Annotated in this window: 14 protein-coding genes and 1 pseudogene; 11 read left to right on the top strand and 4 right to left on the bottom strand. The window is 39.0% G+C overall.

Annotation, left to right across the window (positions count from 1 at the left end):
- Positions 1-1,437, top strand: a complete 1,437-nt coding sequence (locus V471_RS08065) for a flippase (RefSeq protein ID WP_004182574.1) — start codon at positions 1-3, stop codon at positions 1,435-1,437.
- 17 nt (positions 1,438-1,454) lie between these two features.
- Here V471_RS08065 and V471_RS11440 read toward each other — a convergent pair.
- A pseudogene (locus V471_RS11440) lies at positions 1,455-1,592 on the bottom strand (IS110 family transposase); the annotation flags it as partial.
- Between the two features lie 176 nt (positions 1,593-1,768).
- On the opposite strand from V471_RS11440, the gene V471_RS08060 reads away from it, so the two are divergent.
- From V471_RS08060 to V471_RS08015, 10 genes are all read left to right on the top strand, one after another.
- Positions 1,769-2,587 (top strand): Cof-type HAD-IIB family hydrolase, encoded by an 819-nt coding sequence (locus V471_RS08060; protein WP_049554298.1) that lies wholly within the window; start codon positions 1,769-1,771, stop codon positions 2,585-2,587.
- 18 nt (positions 2,588-2,605) lie between these two features.
- On the top strand, positions 2,606-3,208 hold the full coding sequence (locus tag V471_RS08055; RefSeq protein ID WP_004182572.1) for a histidine phosphatase family protein: 603 nt from the start codon (positions 2,606-2,608) through the stop codon (positions 3,206-3,208).
- Positions 3,205-3,813, top strand: coding sequence for a histidine phosphatase family protein (locus V471_RS08050; protein WP_004182571.1), 609 nt, complete (start codon positions 3,205-3,207; stop codon positions 3,811-3,813). The genes V471_RS08055 and V471_RS08050 overlap by 4 nt, the downstream gene beginning before the upstream one ends.
- Positions 3,810-4,406 (top strand): histidine phosphatase family protein, encoded by a 597-nt coding sequence (locus V471_RS08045; protein ID WP_004182570.1) that lies wholly within the window; start codon positions 3,810-3,812, stop codon positions 4,404-4,406. The genes V471_RS08050 and V471_RS08045 overlap by 4 nt, the downstream gene beginning before the upstream one ends.
- Positions 4,407-4,484: 78 nt before the next feature.
- Entirely contained in the window at positions 4,485-5,621 is a 1,137-nt protein-coding gene (locus V471_RS08040) for an AI-2E family transporter (RefSeq protein ID WP_004182569.1), read from the top strand.
- Between the two features lie 123 nt (positions 5,622-5,744).
- Positions 5,745-7,181, top strand: a complete 1,437-nt coding sequence (locus V471_RS08035; protein ID WP_084871384.1) for a glycoside hydrolase family 1 protein — start codon at positions 5,745-5,747, stop codon at positions 7,179-7,181.
- Between the two features lie 247 nt (positions 7,182-7,428).
- The gene (locus tag V471_RS08030; protein ID WP_004182567.1) at positions 7,429-7,707 is read left to right on the top strand and encodes a phasin family protein; all 279 of its coding nucleotides are present in this window, start codon (positions 7,429-7,431) and stop codon (positions 7,705-7,707) included.
- A gap of 17 nt (positions 7,708-7,724) precedes the next feature.
- Entirely contained in the window at positions 7,725-9,302 is a 1,578-nt protein-coding gene (locus V471_RS08025; protein ID WP_004182566.1) for an ABC1 kinase family protein, read from the top strand.
- Positions 9,303-9,305: 3 nt separating this feature from the next.
- On the top strand, positions 9,306-9,926 hold the full coding sequence (locus V471_RS08020) for an SGNH/GDSL hydrolase family protein (protein ID WP_004182565.1): 621 nt from the start codon (positions 9,306-9,308) through the stop codon (positions 9,924-9,926).
- The gene (locus tag V471_RS08015) at positions 9,923-10,774 is read left to right on the top strand and encodes a patatin-like phospholipase family protein (protein ID WP_004182564.1); all 852 of its coding nucleotides are present in this window, start codon (positions 9,923-9,925) and stop codon (positions 10,772-10,774) included. The genes V471_RS08020 and V471_RS08015 overlap by 4 nt, the downstream gene beginning before the upstream one ends.
- A 26-nt stretch (positions 10,775-10,800) precedes the next feature.
- Here V471_RS08015 and V471_RS08010 read toward each other — a convergent pair whose 3' ends face one another.
- The 3 genes from V471_RS08010 to V471_RS08000 all read right to left on the bottom strand — a co-directional run bounded on the left by V471_RS08010 (position 10,801) and on the right by V471_RS08000 (position 15,104).
- Complete coding sequence (locus V471_RS08010) at positions 10,801-12,141, bottom strand: D-alanyl-D-alanine carboxypeptidase family protein (RefSeq protein ID WP_084871383.1); 1,341 nt, start codon at positions 12,139-12,141, stop codon at positions 10,801-10,803.
- Between the two features lie 186 nt (positions 12,142-12,327).
- Positions 12,328-13,674: a D-alanyl-D-alanine carboxypeptidase gene (locus tag V471_RS08005; RefSeq protein WP_084871382.1), complete on the bottom strand. Its 1,347-nt coding sequence runs from the start codon at positions 13,672-13,674 to the stop codon at positions 12,328-12,330.
- Between the two features lie 233 nt (positions 13,675-13,907).
- The gene (locus V471_RS08000; protein ID WP_045772441.1) at positions 13,908-15,104 is read right to left on the bottom strand and encodes a cation diffusion facilitator family transporter; all 1,197 of its coding nucleotides are present in this window, start codon (positions 15,102-15,104) and stop codon (positions 13,908-13,910) included.
- Positions 15,105-15,137 lie beyond the last annotated feature (33 nt).

Below are 15,137 nucleotides of genomic sequence, written 5' to 3'. Positions count from 1 at the left end.
ATGAAAGAGAAATCAATTAAAATTAATGCAATATTGAATGTTTTACTAACTTTGTCAAATATTGTTTTTCCTCTAATTACTTTTCCGTACATTTCTAGAGTTTTAAACCCCACTGGAGTTGGGGTAACTTCTTTTTTTACTTCAATCAGTAGTTACTGTACTTTAGTAGCATCGCTCGGAATTTCTACCTATGGTATTCGTGCTATTGCAAAGGTTCGTAATGATAAAAATAAATTAACTAAAGTATTTCAAGAGTTATTATTAGTTAATTTATTTATGGCAATCATTGTTTCAGTTTTACTATTGTTATTAGCAATGGGGATAGAACAATTAAGATCTGAAATGGCGTTGTTAGTCATTACTTGTGTTACTGTATTGGCTTCACCTTTTTCACTTAATTGGTTTTACAGTGGCATAGAAGAATATTCTTATATAACAAAAAGGTCAATCTTATTAAAGTTTATATCATTGATTCTTACTTTTTTATTGGTTAAAAAGCCCAACGATTATATCGTATATGCTAGTATAACTTTATTTTCTATATTAAGTTCCAATATCTTAAATATTCTTCAAAGTAGGAAATTTATATCTTTTAAATTAAGAAATGATCTTAAATTCAAACATCATCTAAAACCCATGTGGTATTTATTCGCATCTCTTTTGGCGGTAAATGTATATACAAACTTAGACACGGTGATGTTAGGGTTTATTAGTGGTAATTCAGCAGTCGGTCTTTATTCAGTTGCTACTAAAGTTAAATGGATTTTACTATCATTAGTTACTTCTATTAGCACTGTTTTATTACCTCGCTTTTCGTTCTATATTAGTCAGAAAGATATTTCAAAATTTAGAGAAGTTTTACGAGAATCCATTTCAGTGATTTTTTTAATATCAATACCATTAACTGTTTTTTTTCTAATCGAAGCAAGAGATAGTATATTACTTTTAGGAGGTAATAAATATCTAGATGCAACATTAACTATGCAAGTTCTAATGCCTATATTGTTAATTTCAGGCTTTTCAAATATTACTGGAAATCAAATTTTGATTCCGACAGGACGAGAAAAATATTTTATGCTTGCAGTAAGCAGTGGTGCATTTGTTAATTTAATATTAAATTTTTTGCTCATGCCGAAATATGGAATCTTAGGGGGAGGCTTAGCAACCTTGTTTGCAGAGATTACTCAGATGGTTATACAGGTTAAATACTCTATAGATTTCTTACAAAAAAGTATCTCTGTTAGCTCAATCTTTAAATTTATTATTTCAGCTATTATTTCAGCTTTAATATTATTATTAACTAGGTCACTTTTTATTTATAAGGATGCTCTTATTCAGTTAACTGTATCAGGCTTGTTGTTCTTTTTAATTTATGTTTCTTTACTTCTTTTACTTAGGGATAAAACAATAAAGAATGTATTTGGGAATTTAAAGTAGACTATATATAATAAAAAGTAAATTTTTTTCGTAAAGATCAAAAAGAGGTAATATATTGTTCGAATGAGACGATGTATAGAGGCAATCGTATGTGGCTTAGTTGAAGCTATTGTCGATTGTCTTTTTCGGGACTTTTTGTGTACACTTAAAAAGCAGCTCTATAATCTCTACAGTACTTTTACCCACTACAGAAATTATAGAGCCTTATTTAAGAGATTCCAATGGAATCTTTTTTTATATCCAAGAATAGTATCAGTTTTTCCTAGCATGGTACTGGTAAGCGTTTTCTAAAAGGGTTATAATAGGGATAAGTTAGTCAAGGAGGTGCTTTATGACCATTAAGGTGATTGCAACAGATATGGATGGTACATTTTTAGACGATAAAGGGAGCTATGACAAGGAGCGTTTTAGTCAGATTTTAGATGCTATGGATGCGCGTGATATGCACTTTGTCGTTGCATCAGGTAATAGTATGAGTCGCCTTAAACCCATGTTTGCGGAGACTTTTGACCGACTGCATTTTGTAGCTGAAAATGGTGGTCAGGTGGTTAGCTATGGCAAACTTCTGTGTCAGGAGTTCATGGCATTAAATGATGTTGAAAACTTGCTAAGCTATTTTAATTATGATTTGTTGGATAGGCCAACTATATTTAATGGTGCTCAAGGCTCCTATATGTTAAAAGGGTCTAGGGTCAATTTTGCTGAGATGATAACAGAAGAAGAGCAAGCCGCCATGGAAGCATCCATTCAACGTTTGAATGGGCTGGAGGATTTAGATGATGATTTTATCAAGATTACCATGTTGCTGAGTCCTGAAGAGGCTAATCGTGTTTCACAGGCTTTTAATCGTGATTTTGATGGCAATCTAGTTGCTGTTCCCAGTGGTTTTGGTGCTATTGACTTCATTCAAAAAGGCATGCATAAGGCTTGGGGACTCAAGCAGCTTCTTAAACACTGGGGCTTGTCTGAGTCCAATGTCATGGCTTTCGGTGATGGAGACAATGATCTTGAGCTCTTGCAAATGGCTGGCCACTCTTATGCTATGGAAAATGCCAGTCCAGCTATTTTACAAGTGGCTGATCAGATTGCTCCCCACCACAAAGACCAAGGAGTATTGACTGTCTTAGAAGATTATTTAGGATTGGTTTAAAGATAGGGTGGTAGAGTAATGAAGTTATATTTAATGAGACATGGTGAGACACTGTTTAATACGCAAAAGCGTGTTCAGGGCTGGTGTGACTCTCCCTTGACTGAAAATGGGATTTGGCAGGCAGAACAAGCGAAACAGTACTTTGCAAAGAAAGGTATTTCTTTTGATGCTGTCTACTCCTCTACGCAAGAGAGGGCGACTGATACGGCAAAGATTGTGGCGCCTGACTATTCGGTAACCCAGCTCAAGGGAATAAAAGAAATGAACTTTGGATCTTTTGAAGCTCAACCAGAGCACCTCCTCCCCAAACATCGACCAGGTTCACGATCCTTTGAAGATCTCTTGGTCCCATACGGTGGTGAAGATATTCGCGAGGTCGGTCAGAGGGTCTTGAAGACTGTGTTAGAGAAAGCAGAAGCACACACTAAAGATGGTGCTGAGAATCTCCTATTCGTCAGTCATGGGGCGGCTCTATGGGGATTAATCATTTTCATGGACTTGGCCTTTCCTGAAGGAGTGGGCTTTGGAAATTGTAATATTTGTGTTTATGATTATAACCAAGGTCAATTGGAGCTTCTTCAGGTGATTGATCCGATTTCTGGTTTAGAGGTAACATTATGAAAGAATTTTATTTAATGAGGCATGGACAAACACGGTTTAATGTTCAGCATAGACTTCAGGGGGTCTGCGATGCCCCTTTGACGGAAGTCGGGATTGAACAGGCTAAAAAGGCTGGTCAGTATCTAGTCAAGCAGGAGCCGATTTTTGATCATGTCTTTACGTCAACTTCTGAGAGAGCCAGTGATACTCTAGAAATTGTGACTGGACGAACAGACTATGAAAGACTTAAAGGTCTTAAGGGACAGGATTTTGGAGCTTTTGAGGGCCAGCCAGAGTATCTTACTCCTAAAACCTTACCTGATGGCCAAGGCTTTGGTGATTACTTTGTTCAATTTGGTGGTGAGAGTACGACCCAGGTTCGGGATCGTATGGAGTTAACTATTAGGGCCATCATGGAGAGTGTGGCCGATGGTTCTAAGTCCTTGCTAGTTAGTCATGGACCATCTATTTTGCAGTTCTGTAGACGTGTTTTAAATCCCGACCTAGATATTCGTGGTCTTAAAAATTGTTGCATCTTACATTTTACTTATGATAAAGGTCAATTTGAATTGCTTTCAGTATATAATCCTGTAGAAGAAGAGTATATCTATGGAGGCGAAGAATGACACGACTCTATTTAATGAGACATGGACAAACACTTTTTAACACACTTAATCGGATTCAAGGTTGGTGTGATTCTCCCTTGACTGAGAAAGGTCGGGACCAAGCTCGTCAGGTCCGTGCTTATTTTGAAAAACATGATATGACCTTTGATCAGTATTATTGCACGACAACCGAAAGAGCTTCTGATACCATTGAATTGGCGACTGGGCGTTCTGATTATCAACGTGTTAAGGGACTTAAAGAAATGCATTTTGGTATCTTTGAGGGTCAGCCAGAGTATCTTCATCCCAAGACATCTGTTGTGGGGCATTTTGGTGACCACTATGCCCAGTTTGGTGGAGAAAGTCAAGATCAGTTCGTTGCGCGTGTGGTTGCGAGTGCTAAGGAGATAGTAGATAAGCATCCTAACCAATCTATTTTAGCTGTTAGTCACGCTGGAGCCTTGATGACTTTTCTTCATGCCGTGGAGCCAGAGAGGGCCTTTGAGTCGTGTCCAGGCAATTGTGCCATCTTAGTTTTTGATTACGATGGATCTAGCTTCTACTTTGTCAAGCTGATTGATCCAATAGCTGATCAAGAGTTGGTGGAATTTTAGCGGCTTTCTACGATCAAAGATAGTAAGAAACCCTTTCTTAGTGTATAATGGAAGGGTATTTTAAATTTTGGAGTACCTATGAAATTTACAAAAAATCAGTTCATTTGGTTAGCTGTCCTCTTTTTCAGCTGTTTCTTGATTTATACTTACTGGGAAACCGTTGTTTCAATTTGTAACACTATTTACATTGCCAGTCAGCCCTTCCTGGTTGGAGCAGGGATTGCCTTTGTGGTCAATATCCTGATGTCTTTTTATGAGAAGCTACTGGTTAAGTTTATTCCATTTGGTTTTATCGCTAAGATCAAGCGTCCAATTGCTCTGCTCTCTGCATTGGCTACCATTGGTTTGGTCTTTACTTGGGTCGTATTCACTGTTCTTCCCGATTTGATTGACAGTATCAACACCTTGATTAGTCAAGACCGTTCAGCTATTAATAACTTGATTAATTGGCTGCTTAAAAACAAGTCCTTGCAAAAGATTATTCAAGATCTTGGTGGTGTGACACAGGTTAGAGAGCTAATCAATAGCTACAGTGCTCAGTTGCTTCAACAAATCATGAATGGTTTGACAAGCTTCTTGACTTCGTTAACGAGTCTACCATCAACTTTGATTAATCTCTTTATTAGTATCGTCTTTTCTTGCTATGTTTTGGCTGGGAAAGAAAAACTTGGAAATCAGGTCAATCGTTTGGTAGATGTCTATTTAGGACGTTATGGTAAGACTTTCCACTATGTGGTTGCTATTCTCAATAATCGCTTCCGCAATTTCTTTGTTTATCAGTCGATTGAGGCTTGTATCTTGGGAACCTTGTGTTATATTGGGATGCGTATCTTTGATTTTCCATACGCTGCGACTATCTCTATCCTGATTGGTTTTTCAGCTATGATTCCAGTTGTAGGGGCCTATATCGGTGTGACGATTGGTACCATCTTGATTATGACGCACTCTGTGACCTTGGCACTTTTGTTTATTGCCTACGTGGTTATTTTGCAGCAGTTTGAAGGAAATCTCATCTATCCTTATGTGGTTGGTGGCTCTACCGGACTTCCTGGTATTTGGGTTATCTTCGCTATCACCATAGGTTCTGCCTTGGGTGGTATCTTGGGCATGTTGGTTTCTGTGCCAGTAGCCGCTACCCTTTATCAGATTGTTAAAGATAATGTTGTTAGGCGAGAAGAAGCCAAAGCAGCAAATACTATTGAAAATAATGATTAATTAAAACAGACTTGGGTCTGTTTTTTTCGTACTATAGTATCAGATGTCAATAAGATAGTATAAGTGTAATCGTTTTCTAAGTGTTATACTATTAGTATATTAAACAAGACGAGGAGATAAAAGATGACTTATACATTTCCAAAAGAATTTCTCTGGGGTGGTGCAACAGCTGCCAACCAATTTGAAGGTGCTTATAACTTAGATGGCAAAGGATTGTCTGTGCAGGATGTGACGCCAAAGGGCGGTGTTCCACTTGAACCTGGGTCTTTGAATCCTTTGATCACAGACCACCCAACACCAGATAATCTAAAGCTAGAAGGTATAGATTTCTATCACCGTTATAAAGAGGACATAGCACTTTTTGCAGAGATGGGCTTCAAGGTCTTTCGTATGTCAATTGCATGGTCTCGTATTTTCCCAAATGGTGATGATGCTGAGCCAAATGAAGCTGGTCTAGACTTCTATGATAAAGTCTTTGATGAATTGGCTAAGTATGGCATTGAACCGCTTGTAACCTTGTCTCACTATGAAACACCTCTAAACTTAGCACGTGAATACAATGGATGGACAAATCGTAAATTGATTGGTTTTTATGAAAACTATGTCCGTACAGTCTTCACACGCTATAAAGATAAGGTCAAATATTGGTTGACCTTTAATGAAGTGAACTCTGTTCTACATGCACCTTTCATGTCAGGTGGTATTGCGACACCTATGGAAGAGCTCTCTAAACAGGATCTTTACCAAGCAGTCCACCATGAATTAGTCGCATCAGCTTCAGCAACCAAGATCGGACATGACATCAACCCTGATTTTAAGATTGGTTGTATGGTTCTTGCCATGCCTGCCTATGGTATGACAGCTAATCCTTTGGATCAGTTGGCTGTTCACGAGTTTGAAAATCAAAACTATCTCTTCTCAGATATCCATGCGCGTGGGAAATATCCAAACTATATTAAACGCTATTTTAAAGATAATGGTATTGAAATACAATTCTCTCCTGAAGATGAAGAAATCTTGAAAAATACTGTTGATTTCATTTCATTCTCTTATTATATGTCTGTGGCAACCGCATATAATCCAGAAGACTATACGATTGGTAAAGGAAATATTATGGGTGGTGTTGAAAATCCCTACCTTGAGAAATCTGAGTGGGGTTGGGCTATCGATCCAATCGGTCTTCGTTTAGTTTTGAATGACTTCTATGATCGTTATCAATTGCCATTGTTTATCGTCGAAAATGGTTTGGGTGCTAAGGATGTCCTTGTTGATGGTCCTGATGGTCCAACAGTTGAAGATGATTATCGTATTGATTACCTTCAAAAACACTTGATTCAAGTAGGTGAAGCTCTTCAAGATGGTGTGGAGCTTTGGGGCTATACGACTTGGGGACCAATTGATTTGGTCTCAGCTTCAACGGCTGAACTCAGTAAGCGTTATGGCTTCATCTACGTTGATCGTAATGATGATGGTAGTGGTAGCTTGGCTCGTTATAAGAAAAAATCATTAGCTTGGTATAAGTCTGTTATCGAAAGTAATGGTGAAGCTCTTTACAAATAGAAAATCGTTAAGAATCTCAGCAAAAGCTCGAGATTCTTATTTAGTATTTGGGTACAACATTGATAAATAAGTATTTCGGCGAATATATTTGCATATCGAGTATTAAACTACTACAGAATGCAATTTATGTTAATTAACACATTTTCTGAAAAAGTGGTAGAATAAAAGTGTGAAAACGTTCTTATATTTTCTGAAGAAGTAGCTAGTCTATTTCTTTGCTTTTCCTACTTAGATGGAGGTAACGATAATGAATGATTTGAAAAAAGTTCTCTTGGCTGGAATCGGATTGACTGCTATGACAGTAGATAAAGCTGATAGTTTTGTCAAAGAGTTGGTTGAAAAGGGGCGCTTGACTGTTGAAGAAGGTAAGGAACTAGAACAAGAGCTCAAACGTCAAAGTAAGGAAGAAGCTCAAGAATTTTTGAATAAACTTGATGCTAAGAAATCTTCAGTTGAGTATGCGACTAAGGATGACGTGAAACGTCTTGAAGAAAAACTTGACGCTTTGCTCAGTCAAAATAAATAAAATGTAAGGAGACTAAAATGGCAAGTAAACGATTGAGACATGTGTTGAAGGTTTTCTCGTCAGTTGGTCTCCTTTCTTATCGTGAAAAACACCTTCCTCAAGACCAACAGACAACACCTGTCAAGCTACGCCAAGCCTTTGAGCAATTGGGACCTAGTTTTGTTAAAATTGGTCAAATCCTATCCACACGCTCTGACCTTTTGCCAGAGGCCTATATCAGAGAATTATCAAAACTCCAGAGCTCAGTTCCTCCCTTGAATAAAGAGGAAGTCATGACTGCCATTAGGCGAGAATTACCCAGTGGGCTTTCTGACAGTTTCCTTGATTTCTCGGAAGAGCCCTTGGCTTCTGGTTCTGTAGCTCAGACCCATAGGGCTAGATTGTTGTCTGGTCAGGAAGTGATTGTAAAAATTCAGCGACCTGGTATTGATGAGGTCGTTAAGGAAGATATTCAGCTTCTCATTAAGCTTGCACGCCATATTCCAAAGCACTTTATACCTATGGTCGATGTTCAGGAGGTTTTGGAAAATCTGCGAGAAACCCTAATTAAGGAACTTGATTTCAGAAATGAAGCAGAGGCCATGAAGCGTTTTAAGGCAAATAACAGGGCTGTTGCTTGTCTAGGTGTCCCAAAGGTTTATGATACCTTCACGACGCCACACCTCATAGTCGAAGAGTACATCGATGGGATTCCACTTAATGACTACAGTCAACTGCTTGAGGCTGGCTATGACCTGGAAGACGTGGGTAAGAAACTAATGTTGTCATTTATCAAGCAGGTTTTCAAAGACGGCTATTTTCATGGTGATCCTCATCCTGGAAATCTCTTGGTACGTGATGGCAAGATTTGTTTCATTGACTTTGGCATTATGGGTGAGTTGGAAGTGGGGATGCGTGCGTCCTTAAATGACATCCTATATAGTTTTACTGCTCAGGATGTTGACGGCATGACTAAGGCTATCTTGTCAGTTACCCAGTTTGATAATGCTCTAAACCGTGCGGTTCTAAGTCAGGATGTCGAGCAGATGCTGGGTCGTTATTCTGGTGTTGACTTGGGAAGTCTATCCATGACAGATTTGCTAGAGGATCTACTGGCTATTTTCCAGAAGAATCATCTTAAGGCTTCCTCTCAAATTACCATTTTGGAGAAGGCTTCGCTTCAAATTGAAGGTATTTTCCGAGAGTTAGCCCCAAATATGGATTTGATGACTCTGGCCAAGGATTATTTCCTAGAAAATATGGGCCCTGACATGCTTAAGCAGGCCCTGAATAAAGAGAGTATCTTGATTGAACTCTTTTATCTGATTCGCAATGGAAAAAATATTCCGCGTCGCCTGCATCAGCTCTTGGAGCAGATTTTAAACGGACGAATTGTGGTAAACCATGATTTTATCAACTTTTCAGGTCGAATTAAAGTCTTTGAGAAAGTTTTAAATAATCTGGTTTTAGCCTTGCTGACATTGGGATTTCTACTTTCCGGTGCCCTTTTGGCCAATAAATCAGGTTTTGAAAATCTTGCCTGGCTATTTCTTGGACTTGGAACTTTTCTAGCTTTAATCACGGTAGTGCGTATAATATTTAAGAAAAAAGGATGAAGTATGATTGAAACAACTAGGCCCGAGCTTGTGGCCTATCAAGAAGAGCGTTTAGCCAAATTTGTGAATGAAAATCAGAAGTTAGACAAAGGCCAAATTGTTTTTGCAGGGGACTCCATCACGGAGTTTTTTGCGTTGAAAAAATATTTGGGTCGAGATTTTCCCTTGATAAACCGTGGGATTGCAGGAACAGACTCAGTTTGGCTTTTAGAACACCTTAAAGAGCAAGTTTTAGATTTGGAACCCAGTAAATTGGTACTCTTGATTGGTATTAACGACATCGGAAGGGGTTACCCCATTCGAGATATTGTCAATCGTATTTCCGATATTATCATGACAGTTCGTCAGGAATCTCTCCTTACTGAGGTCTATTTGCTGAGTGTTTTTCCAGTTAGTGAAAAATCACAATATGCTTCTAAGGTTAAGATTCGAAATAATGCAACTGTCCGTGAACTGAATCAACAATTAGCTGTTCTACCTGGTGTGACCTATGTTGATCTTTATGATTACCTGACAGATGCCCAAGAACAGTTAAATGACACTTACACAACGGATGGTTTACACTTGAGTCCACAAGGTTATCAAGTCCTAGCAGAACCAATCAAGAAGGAGATTTTAGAATGAAGGTAGGCTTAGTCCTTGAAGGCGGAGGCATGCGTGGCTTATACACTGCTGGTGTTTTAGATGCTTTTTTAGAAGCTGGAATCAAAGTAGACGGCGTTGTATCAGTATCAGCTGGAGCGCTTTTTGGTGTTAATTACCTTTCTAACCAGCCCAAAAGAGCCCTTCGCTACAACAAACGATTCATGGGAGACCGTCGCTACATGAGTTTCTGGTCATGGCTGACGACCGGTAACTTCGTTAATAAGGAGTTCTCCTATTATAAGGTTCCAATGGAGTTAGACGTTTTTGATCAGGAGGCCTTTGCTGATTCGGGCGTTCCCTTCTATGTGGTTACTACAGATATTGAGACCGGCAAACCAGACTATATCAAGATTGACCATGTCTTTGAGCAGATGGAAGCTCTTCGTGCAAGTTCCGCCCTACCTTTGGTTTCTGAAATTGTCGAGTACAAGGGTAAACGCTACATGGATGGTGGACTGTCTGATAGTCTTCCCATTGATTTTATGGAAAATTTGGGCTTTGACAAACTCATTGTCGTTCTGACGCGTCCTAAGGGCTACCGTAAAGAGCCATCTAAAACGAGTAAGCGGATCTACAAGCTCTTTTACTGCAAATATCCTGAATTCGTTGATGTGGCATCAAATCGCCATATCCACTACAATAAGAGTATTGAAAAGATTGAGGCTTTGGAAAAAACTGGCAATCTTTATGCCATTCGTCCAGCGCATGCGCTTGAAGTTGGTCGATTGGAGAAGGATCCTGAAAAGTTTGAGGCCATCTATCAAGAGGGTTTGGAACAAATGCGAAATGAGATGTCTCATCTCAAAACATTTCTTGGAGACAACTAAAAACGTGCTCGGTTGAGCACGTTCTTTTAGTTATTCATTTGTCGAGCTTGACGGCGTTCTTTGACTTTTTGACGACGTTTTTTCTCATTGATATAAATCAAGTAGACAACATAAAGCGGTAATAAGAGGAAGCAGAACAAGGCAAAATGTTTGATAAAGTTTTGCTTATTGCTTGTTTGTTTCTCTTTTTGACCTCCTGAAAAGAGAAAGAAGCCAGTTTTAGTTGCCTTGACAGTACTTGCTTTAATCTTAGGTGACACTGTTTTTAAGCCATTATCGACAAGGACATAATCATCCTTAACACTAATCTTAGGCTCTTGTCCTTTTTTGACTGTGGCATAGACATCTTTTTGGACATCGTATTTTTTACCATCAATCTTTTGTTTGCCCTTGCTTAGGACTTTCTTGTAGGAGTAGTCTTTAAACATTTTCTCAATGAGGGAGTTACCGAAGGCATGGCGGATTTTTTCGCTACTTTCGTCTTCCCAATTTCCAACGCCTAGGATAACTGAAATGACACGCTGATTACCACGCTTACATGTGGAGATGTAGTTGTAGTCTCCACGAGGACTTGAGCCTGTTTTTAAGCCATCGACTCCTTTGAGGCCATAATCAGCACCAGGCAAGGAGTAGTTGTAATTTTCAAAGGTTTCCTCGTATGGTGTTCCTTTTTTAACAGTTACTGTCTGTTGGCTAGTGTATTTGAGGATTTCAGGGTGATGTTTGATAAGGTTATAAGCCATGATAGACAAATCACGAGCTGTCGTCTGGTTAGAGTGGTTATTATCATAACGTTTAGGCGTGTAGTAGCCTTTGTAAGATGCCGCACCAGCTCCAGAGGCATTATACCATTTAGTGTTTGTCATGCCGAGCTCTTTAGACTTTTCGTTCATGCGATCAATCCACTTGTCAGGATCATTATCACTGAGATAGTTGGCAAGCATGACTGTCGCCGCATTAGAAGAGGGAACAGCTGTCATAGTGATAAGTTCTGAAACCGTGTATTTAACTCCGGAAACAATCTTGTTGTTTGAGATTTCGTAGATATTAGCAATAGCCTCATCGGTTGGCTTGGCTGTAATCACGGTATCTTCTTTGATTTCTCCCTTTGACAAAGCATCAAAAACCAAGTAGAGAGACATGGCCTTACTCATGGAAGCGGGATCACGTACTTCATCAATGTTATCTTGCCAAAGGATATCACCAGTATTGGCATCAATCAAAAGTGATGATTTAGGTCGATAGGTTTCAGTCGCTTCTTTGTAGCCCGCTTTTTGTGCTATATCTACTAGTTGGTCAGCGGACGACAGACTGGGAGCTAAAGCCAAACTAGCTACCATGAAGAGCCCTAACAATTTCTTTTTCAAAATAATCTCCTTAGTAACAACGTTTTTATGCTCTTTCAAAAAGCATCCTTTAATCTATTTTTGTTATTTGTTTGTAAAAAAAGTCATACTCGTCTATTATAGCATAGTTTTGGGTGGTTTTATCAGTATTCTTGGGGGACTTCCTTGAATAGAGTATAAAAAAACGTGTCATGGACACGCTTTCTTTTATTTATTGATTTGTCTTGCTTGACGACGTTCTTTGACTTTTTGACGACGTCCTTTTTCATTAAGGTAAATCAAGTAGATGAGACCAACTGGGATAAGGCATAGCAACCAGAAATAAACTGGGAGTTGACCATTATTTGTTGCTTTAGTAGCCTTTTTATCTTTTGGGTTACTTCCAAAATCGAACCATCCCTTAACTTTAGTTGCCTTAACAGAAGTAGCCTTGATCTTAGGTGATACTGTCTTCAGACCATTATCAATGACAATGTGATCATCTTTAACAGAGATTTTAGGGTCTTTGCCTTTTTTGACTGTGGCGTAGACATCTTTTTCGACATTGTATTTTTTACCGTCGATTTCTTGTTCACCCTTGCTAAGAACTTTCTTGTAAGAGAAGTCTTTATACATTTTCTCAACGAGAGCATTACCAAAGGTATGGCGGATTTCTTCACCTGTTTGGTCAGACCAATCACCAGAACCCATGATGACAGCAATCATACGTTGATCACCACGCTTGATGGTATCAATATAGTTGAAGGCACCTTCTGGGCTTGATCCTGTCTTCAATCCATCAACCCCATCAATTCCGTATTTGGCACCTGGAATAGAGTAGTTGTAAGTTTCGAAGGTTTCCTCGTAAGGTGTTCCCTTTTTAACTGTGACAACAGGTTTGCTTGTGTACTTAAGAATTTCTGGGTATTTCTTGATGAAGTTATAGGTCATGATAGCCAAATCACGCGCAGTTGTTTGGTTGGTTTGGTTGTTATCATAACGTTGAGGACTGTAGTAACCTTTGAAGGCAACAGCAACGGCGCCAGAAGCGTTAAACCATTTGGTATTGGTCATCCCAAGTTCTTTAGATTTTTCATTCATCATGTCTAGCCATTTATCAGGATCATTATTGGTCAAGTAGTTGGCTAGCATCACGGTTGTAACATTAGAGGAAGGTACCGCCGTCATAGTGATGAGTTCTGAAACGGTGTAATCAACACCCGCAACAATCTTGTTGTTGGAAATTTCGTAAATATCGGCAATAGCTTGGTCGGTTGGAGTAGCTGTGATAACAGTATCTTCAGAAATTTCTCCTTTAGACATAGCTTCAAAGACCAAATAAAGTGTCATGGCCTTAGACATAGAAGCAGGGTCACGCACCTCGTCAGCATTTTCTTCCCAGAGGACATCTCCGGTATTGCCATCAATTAAGAGGGTTGATTTGGGACGATAGGCCTCAGTGGCTTCAGTATAACCAGCAGCGCGTGTGATATCCATCAATTCATCTGCACTAGACAAACTCGGTGCTAGGGCTAGACAAGCTGCTAAAAGGACGGCAACAATTTTCTTTTTCACAATGTGTCTCCTTTAATATCTATGGGGTTCTGTAGCTGGCAGAACCTATTATTTCTATCTATTAATAACATTTGCCTGTCAAAACCCTAAATTCAGTAGTGACAAACACCTTAATTATAACATATAAAAGTTAGAGTTTTCCCAACATTCGGTATTTTAATGTAATTTTTAGATTCGTATGAATGTTACACAAATTATAGTTGGAAACAGAAAAAAACGAGCTTACTTGCTCGTTACTTTTCGTCTTTTATCGTTGTTACTTGGTGGTAAATCATGAACCAGGTTTCATTTCGACGCCAGATACTAGTGTGAAAATTTCCTCCCAACTCATAACTAATTAATTTCGTTTTTTGACTAACAGATGTCATCTTGAAGCTGTCAAAGTTATTGAGAAGTGGTTGTTGATTAGCAATGACTTCTTCACGAGTATGATGATGACCATTTTCATCGATTAAGTAGAAGTCAGGTGCCAAGAGATTTTCATAGTCAGGAATTTTTGACAGAATAATCTTTTCATTGCGAGAGAGTTTGTGAAGGACATTGCCATAAATTTCGTCTTCGGGAATAGCAGCGGGCTCTACGTGGACATCAGTGTCATAGACAGAGAAACGCTTGCTGAGGACCTCTTCAATTTGTTCAGTGATGGCATGACTCTCGTAAACAGAGAGGTCAGGATTCATCTCAACCACAATATCAAGATAGACGTTGCTACCATAAGAACGGCCACGTTGTTTCTTAACCTTAGTGACTTTTGGAATCTCAAGAATGGCTTTTTCATAGGCCTTGAGATTTCTCTCGTCGAAACCGTCTGACAAACTAAAGGTTGCTTCCATGAAGATATCATAGGCTGTCTTTAGGATGAAGAAGGTAATGATAATAGCAGTAATATAGTCAATAATCGTAAGGTTGAAGGATGCTGCAACGATAGCGATTGAGGTACCAATAGAAGTTACAGCATCGGAGAGATTGTCCTTGGCAGCAGCAATCAAAGCACTAGATTTTAGCTTTTTAGCAAGTCTTTTATTGTAAAAGTAAACGCCACACATGACGATAGCAGACAGGATACCAACAGTGGCACCAAGTGGATCAACCACAGTTTCCTCTCTTAGAAAAATCTTTCGGACAGTTTGAATCAGGACCTGGAAACCTACCACGAACATGATAAAGGAAGTGACTAGACTTGATAAGTCTTCAATCTTCCAATGACCAAACCTATGATCTGCATCAGCTGGTTGACTAGCTAGGTGCAATCCAATGAGTAGGGCCACGTTCCCCAAAATATCTGACAAGTTATTGAAACCATCGGCGATCAAAGAGCTAGAGTTTAAAAAGTGTCCAGCTAGAAGCTTTGCAATGGTAAGAAGAACGTAGGCAGCAATGCTGACAATAGGACCTCGTCTGGCTGCTCTTAAATTTTCATACGTAGTCATAGGATTACCTTTTCTGTTAAAATACAAGTTTAA

The organism is Streptococcus salivarius (genome assembly GCF_002094975.1).
In the GTDB taxonomy this organism is placed as follows: domain Bacteria; phylum Bacillota; class Bacilli; order Lactobacillales; family Streptococcaceae; genus Streptococcus; species Streptococcus salivarius_D.
This window is presented reverse-complemented; position numbering and strand designations above follow the sequence as displayed.

Excerpts from the sequence above, each read along its gene's own strand:
- V471_RS08065 (WP_004182574.1), top strand. The coding sequence starts at position 1 with ATGAAAGAGAAATCAATTAAAATTAATGCAATATTGAATGTTTTACTA.
- V471_RS08060 (WP_049554298.1), top strand. The coding sequence starts at position 1,769 with ATGACCATTAAGGTGATTGCAACAGATATGGATGGTACATTTTTAGAC.
- V471_RS08055 (WP_004182572.1), top strand. The coding sequence starts at position 2,606 with ATGAAGTTATATTTAATGAGACATGGTGAGACACTGTTTAATACGCAA.
- V471_RS08050 (WP_004182571.1), top strand. The coding sequence starts at position 3,205 with ATGAAAGAATTTTATTTAATGAGGCATGGACAAACACGGTTTAATGTT.
- V471_RS08045 (WP_004182570.1), top strand. The coding sequence starts at position 3,810 with ATGACACGACTCTATTTAATGAGACATGGACAAACACTTTTTAACACA.
- V471_RS08040 (WP_004182569.1), top strand. The coding sequence starts at position 4,485 with ATGAAATTTACAAAAAATCAGTTCATTTGGTTAGCTGTCCTCTTTTTC.
- V471_RS08035 (WP_084871384.1), top strand. The coding sequence starts at position 5,745 with ATGACTTATACATTTCCAAAAGAATTTCTCTGGGGTGGTGCAACAGCT.
- V471_RS08030 (WP_004182567.1), top strand. The coding sequence starts at position 7,429 with ATGAATGATTTGAAAAAAGTTCTCTTGGCTGGAATCGGATTGACTGCT.
- V471_RS08025 (WP_004182566.1), top strand. The coding sequence starts at position 7,725 with ATGGCAAGTAAACGATTGAGACATGTGTTGAAGGTTTTCTCGTCAGTT.
- V471_RS08020 (WP_004182565.1), top strand. The coding sequence starts at position 9,306 with ATGATTGAAACAACTAGGCCCGAGCTTGTGGCCTATCAAGAAGAGCGT.
- V471_RS08015 (WP_004182564.1), top strand. The coding sequence starts at position 9,923 with ATGAAGGTAGGCTTAGTCCTTGAAGGCGGAGGCATGCGTGGCTTATAC.
- V471_RS08000 (WP_045772441.1), bottom strand. The coding sequence starts at position 15,104 with ATGACTACGTATGAAAATTTAAGAGCAGCCAGACGAGGTCCTATTGTC.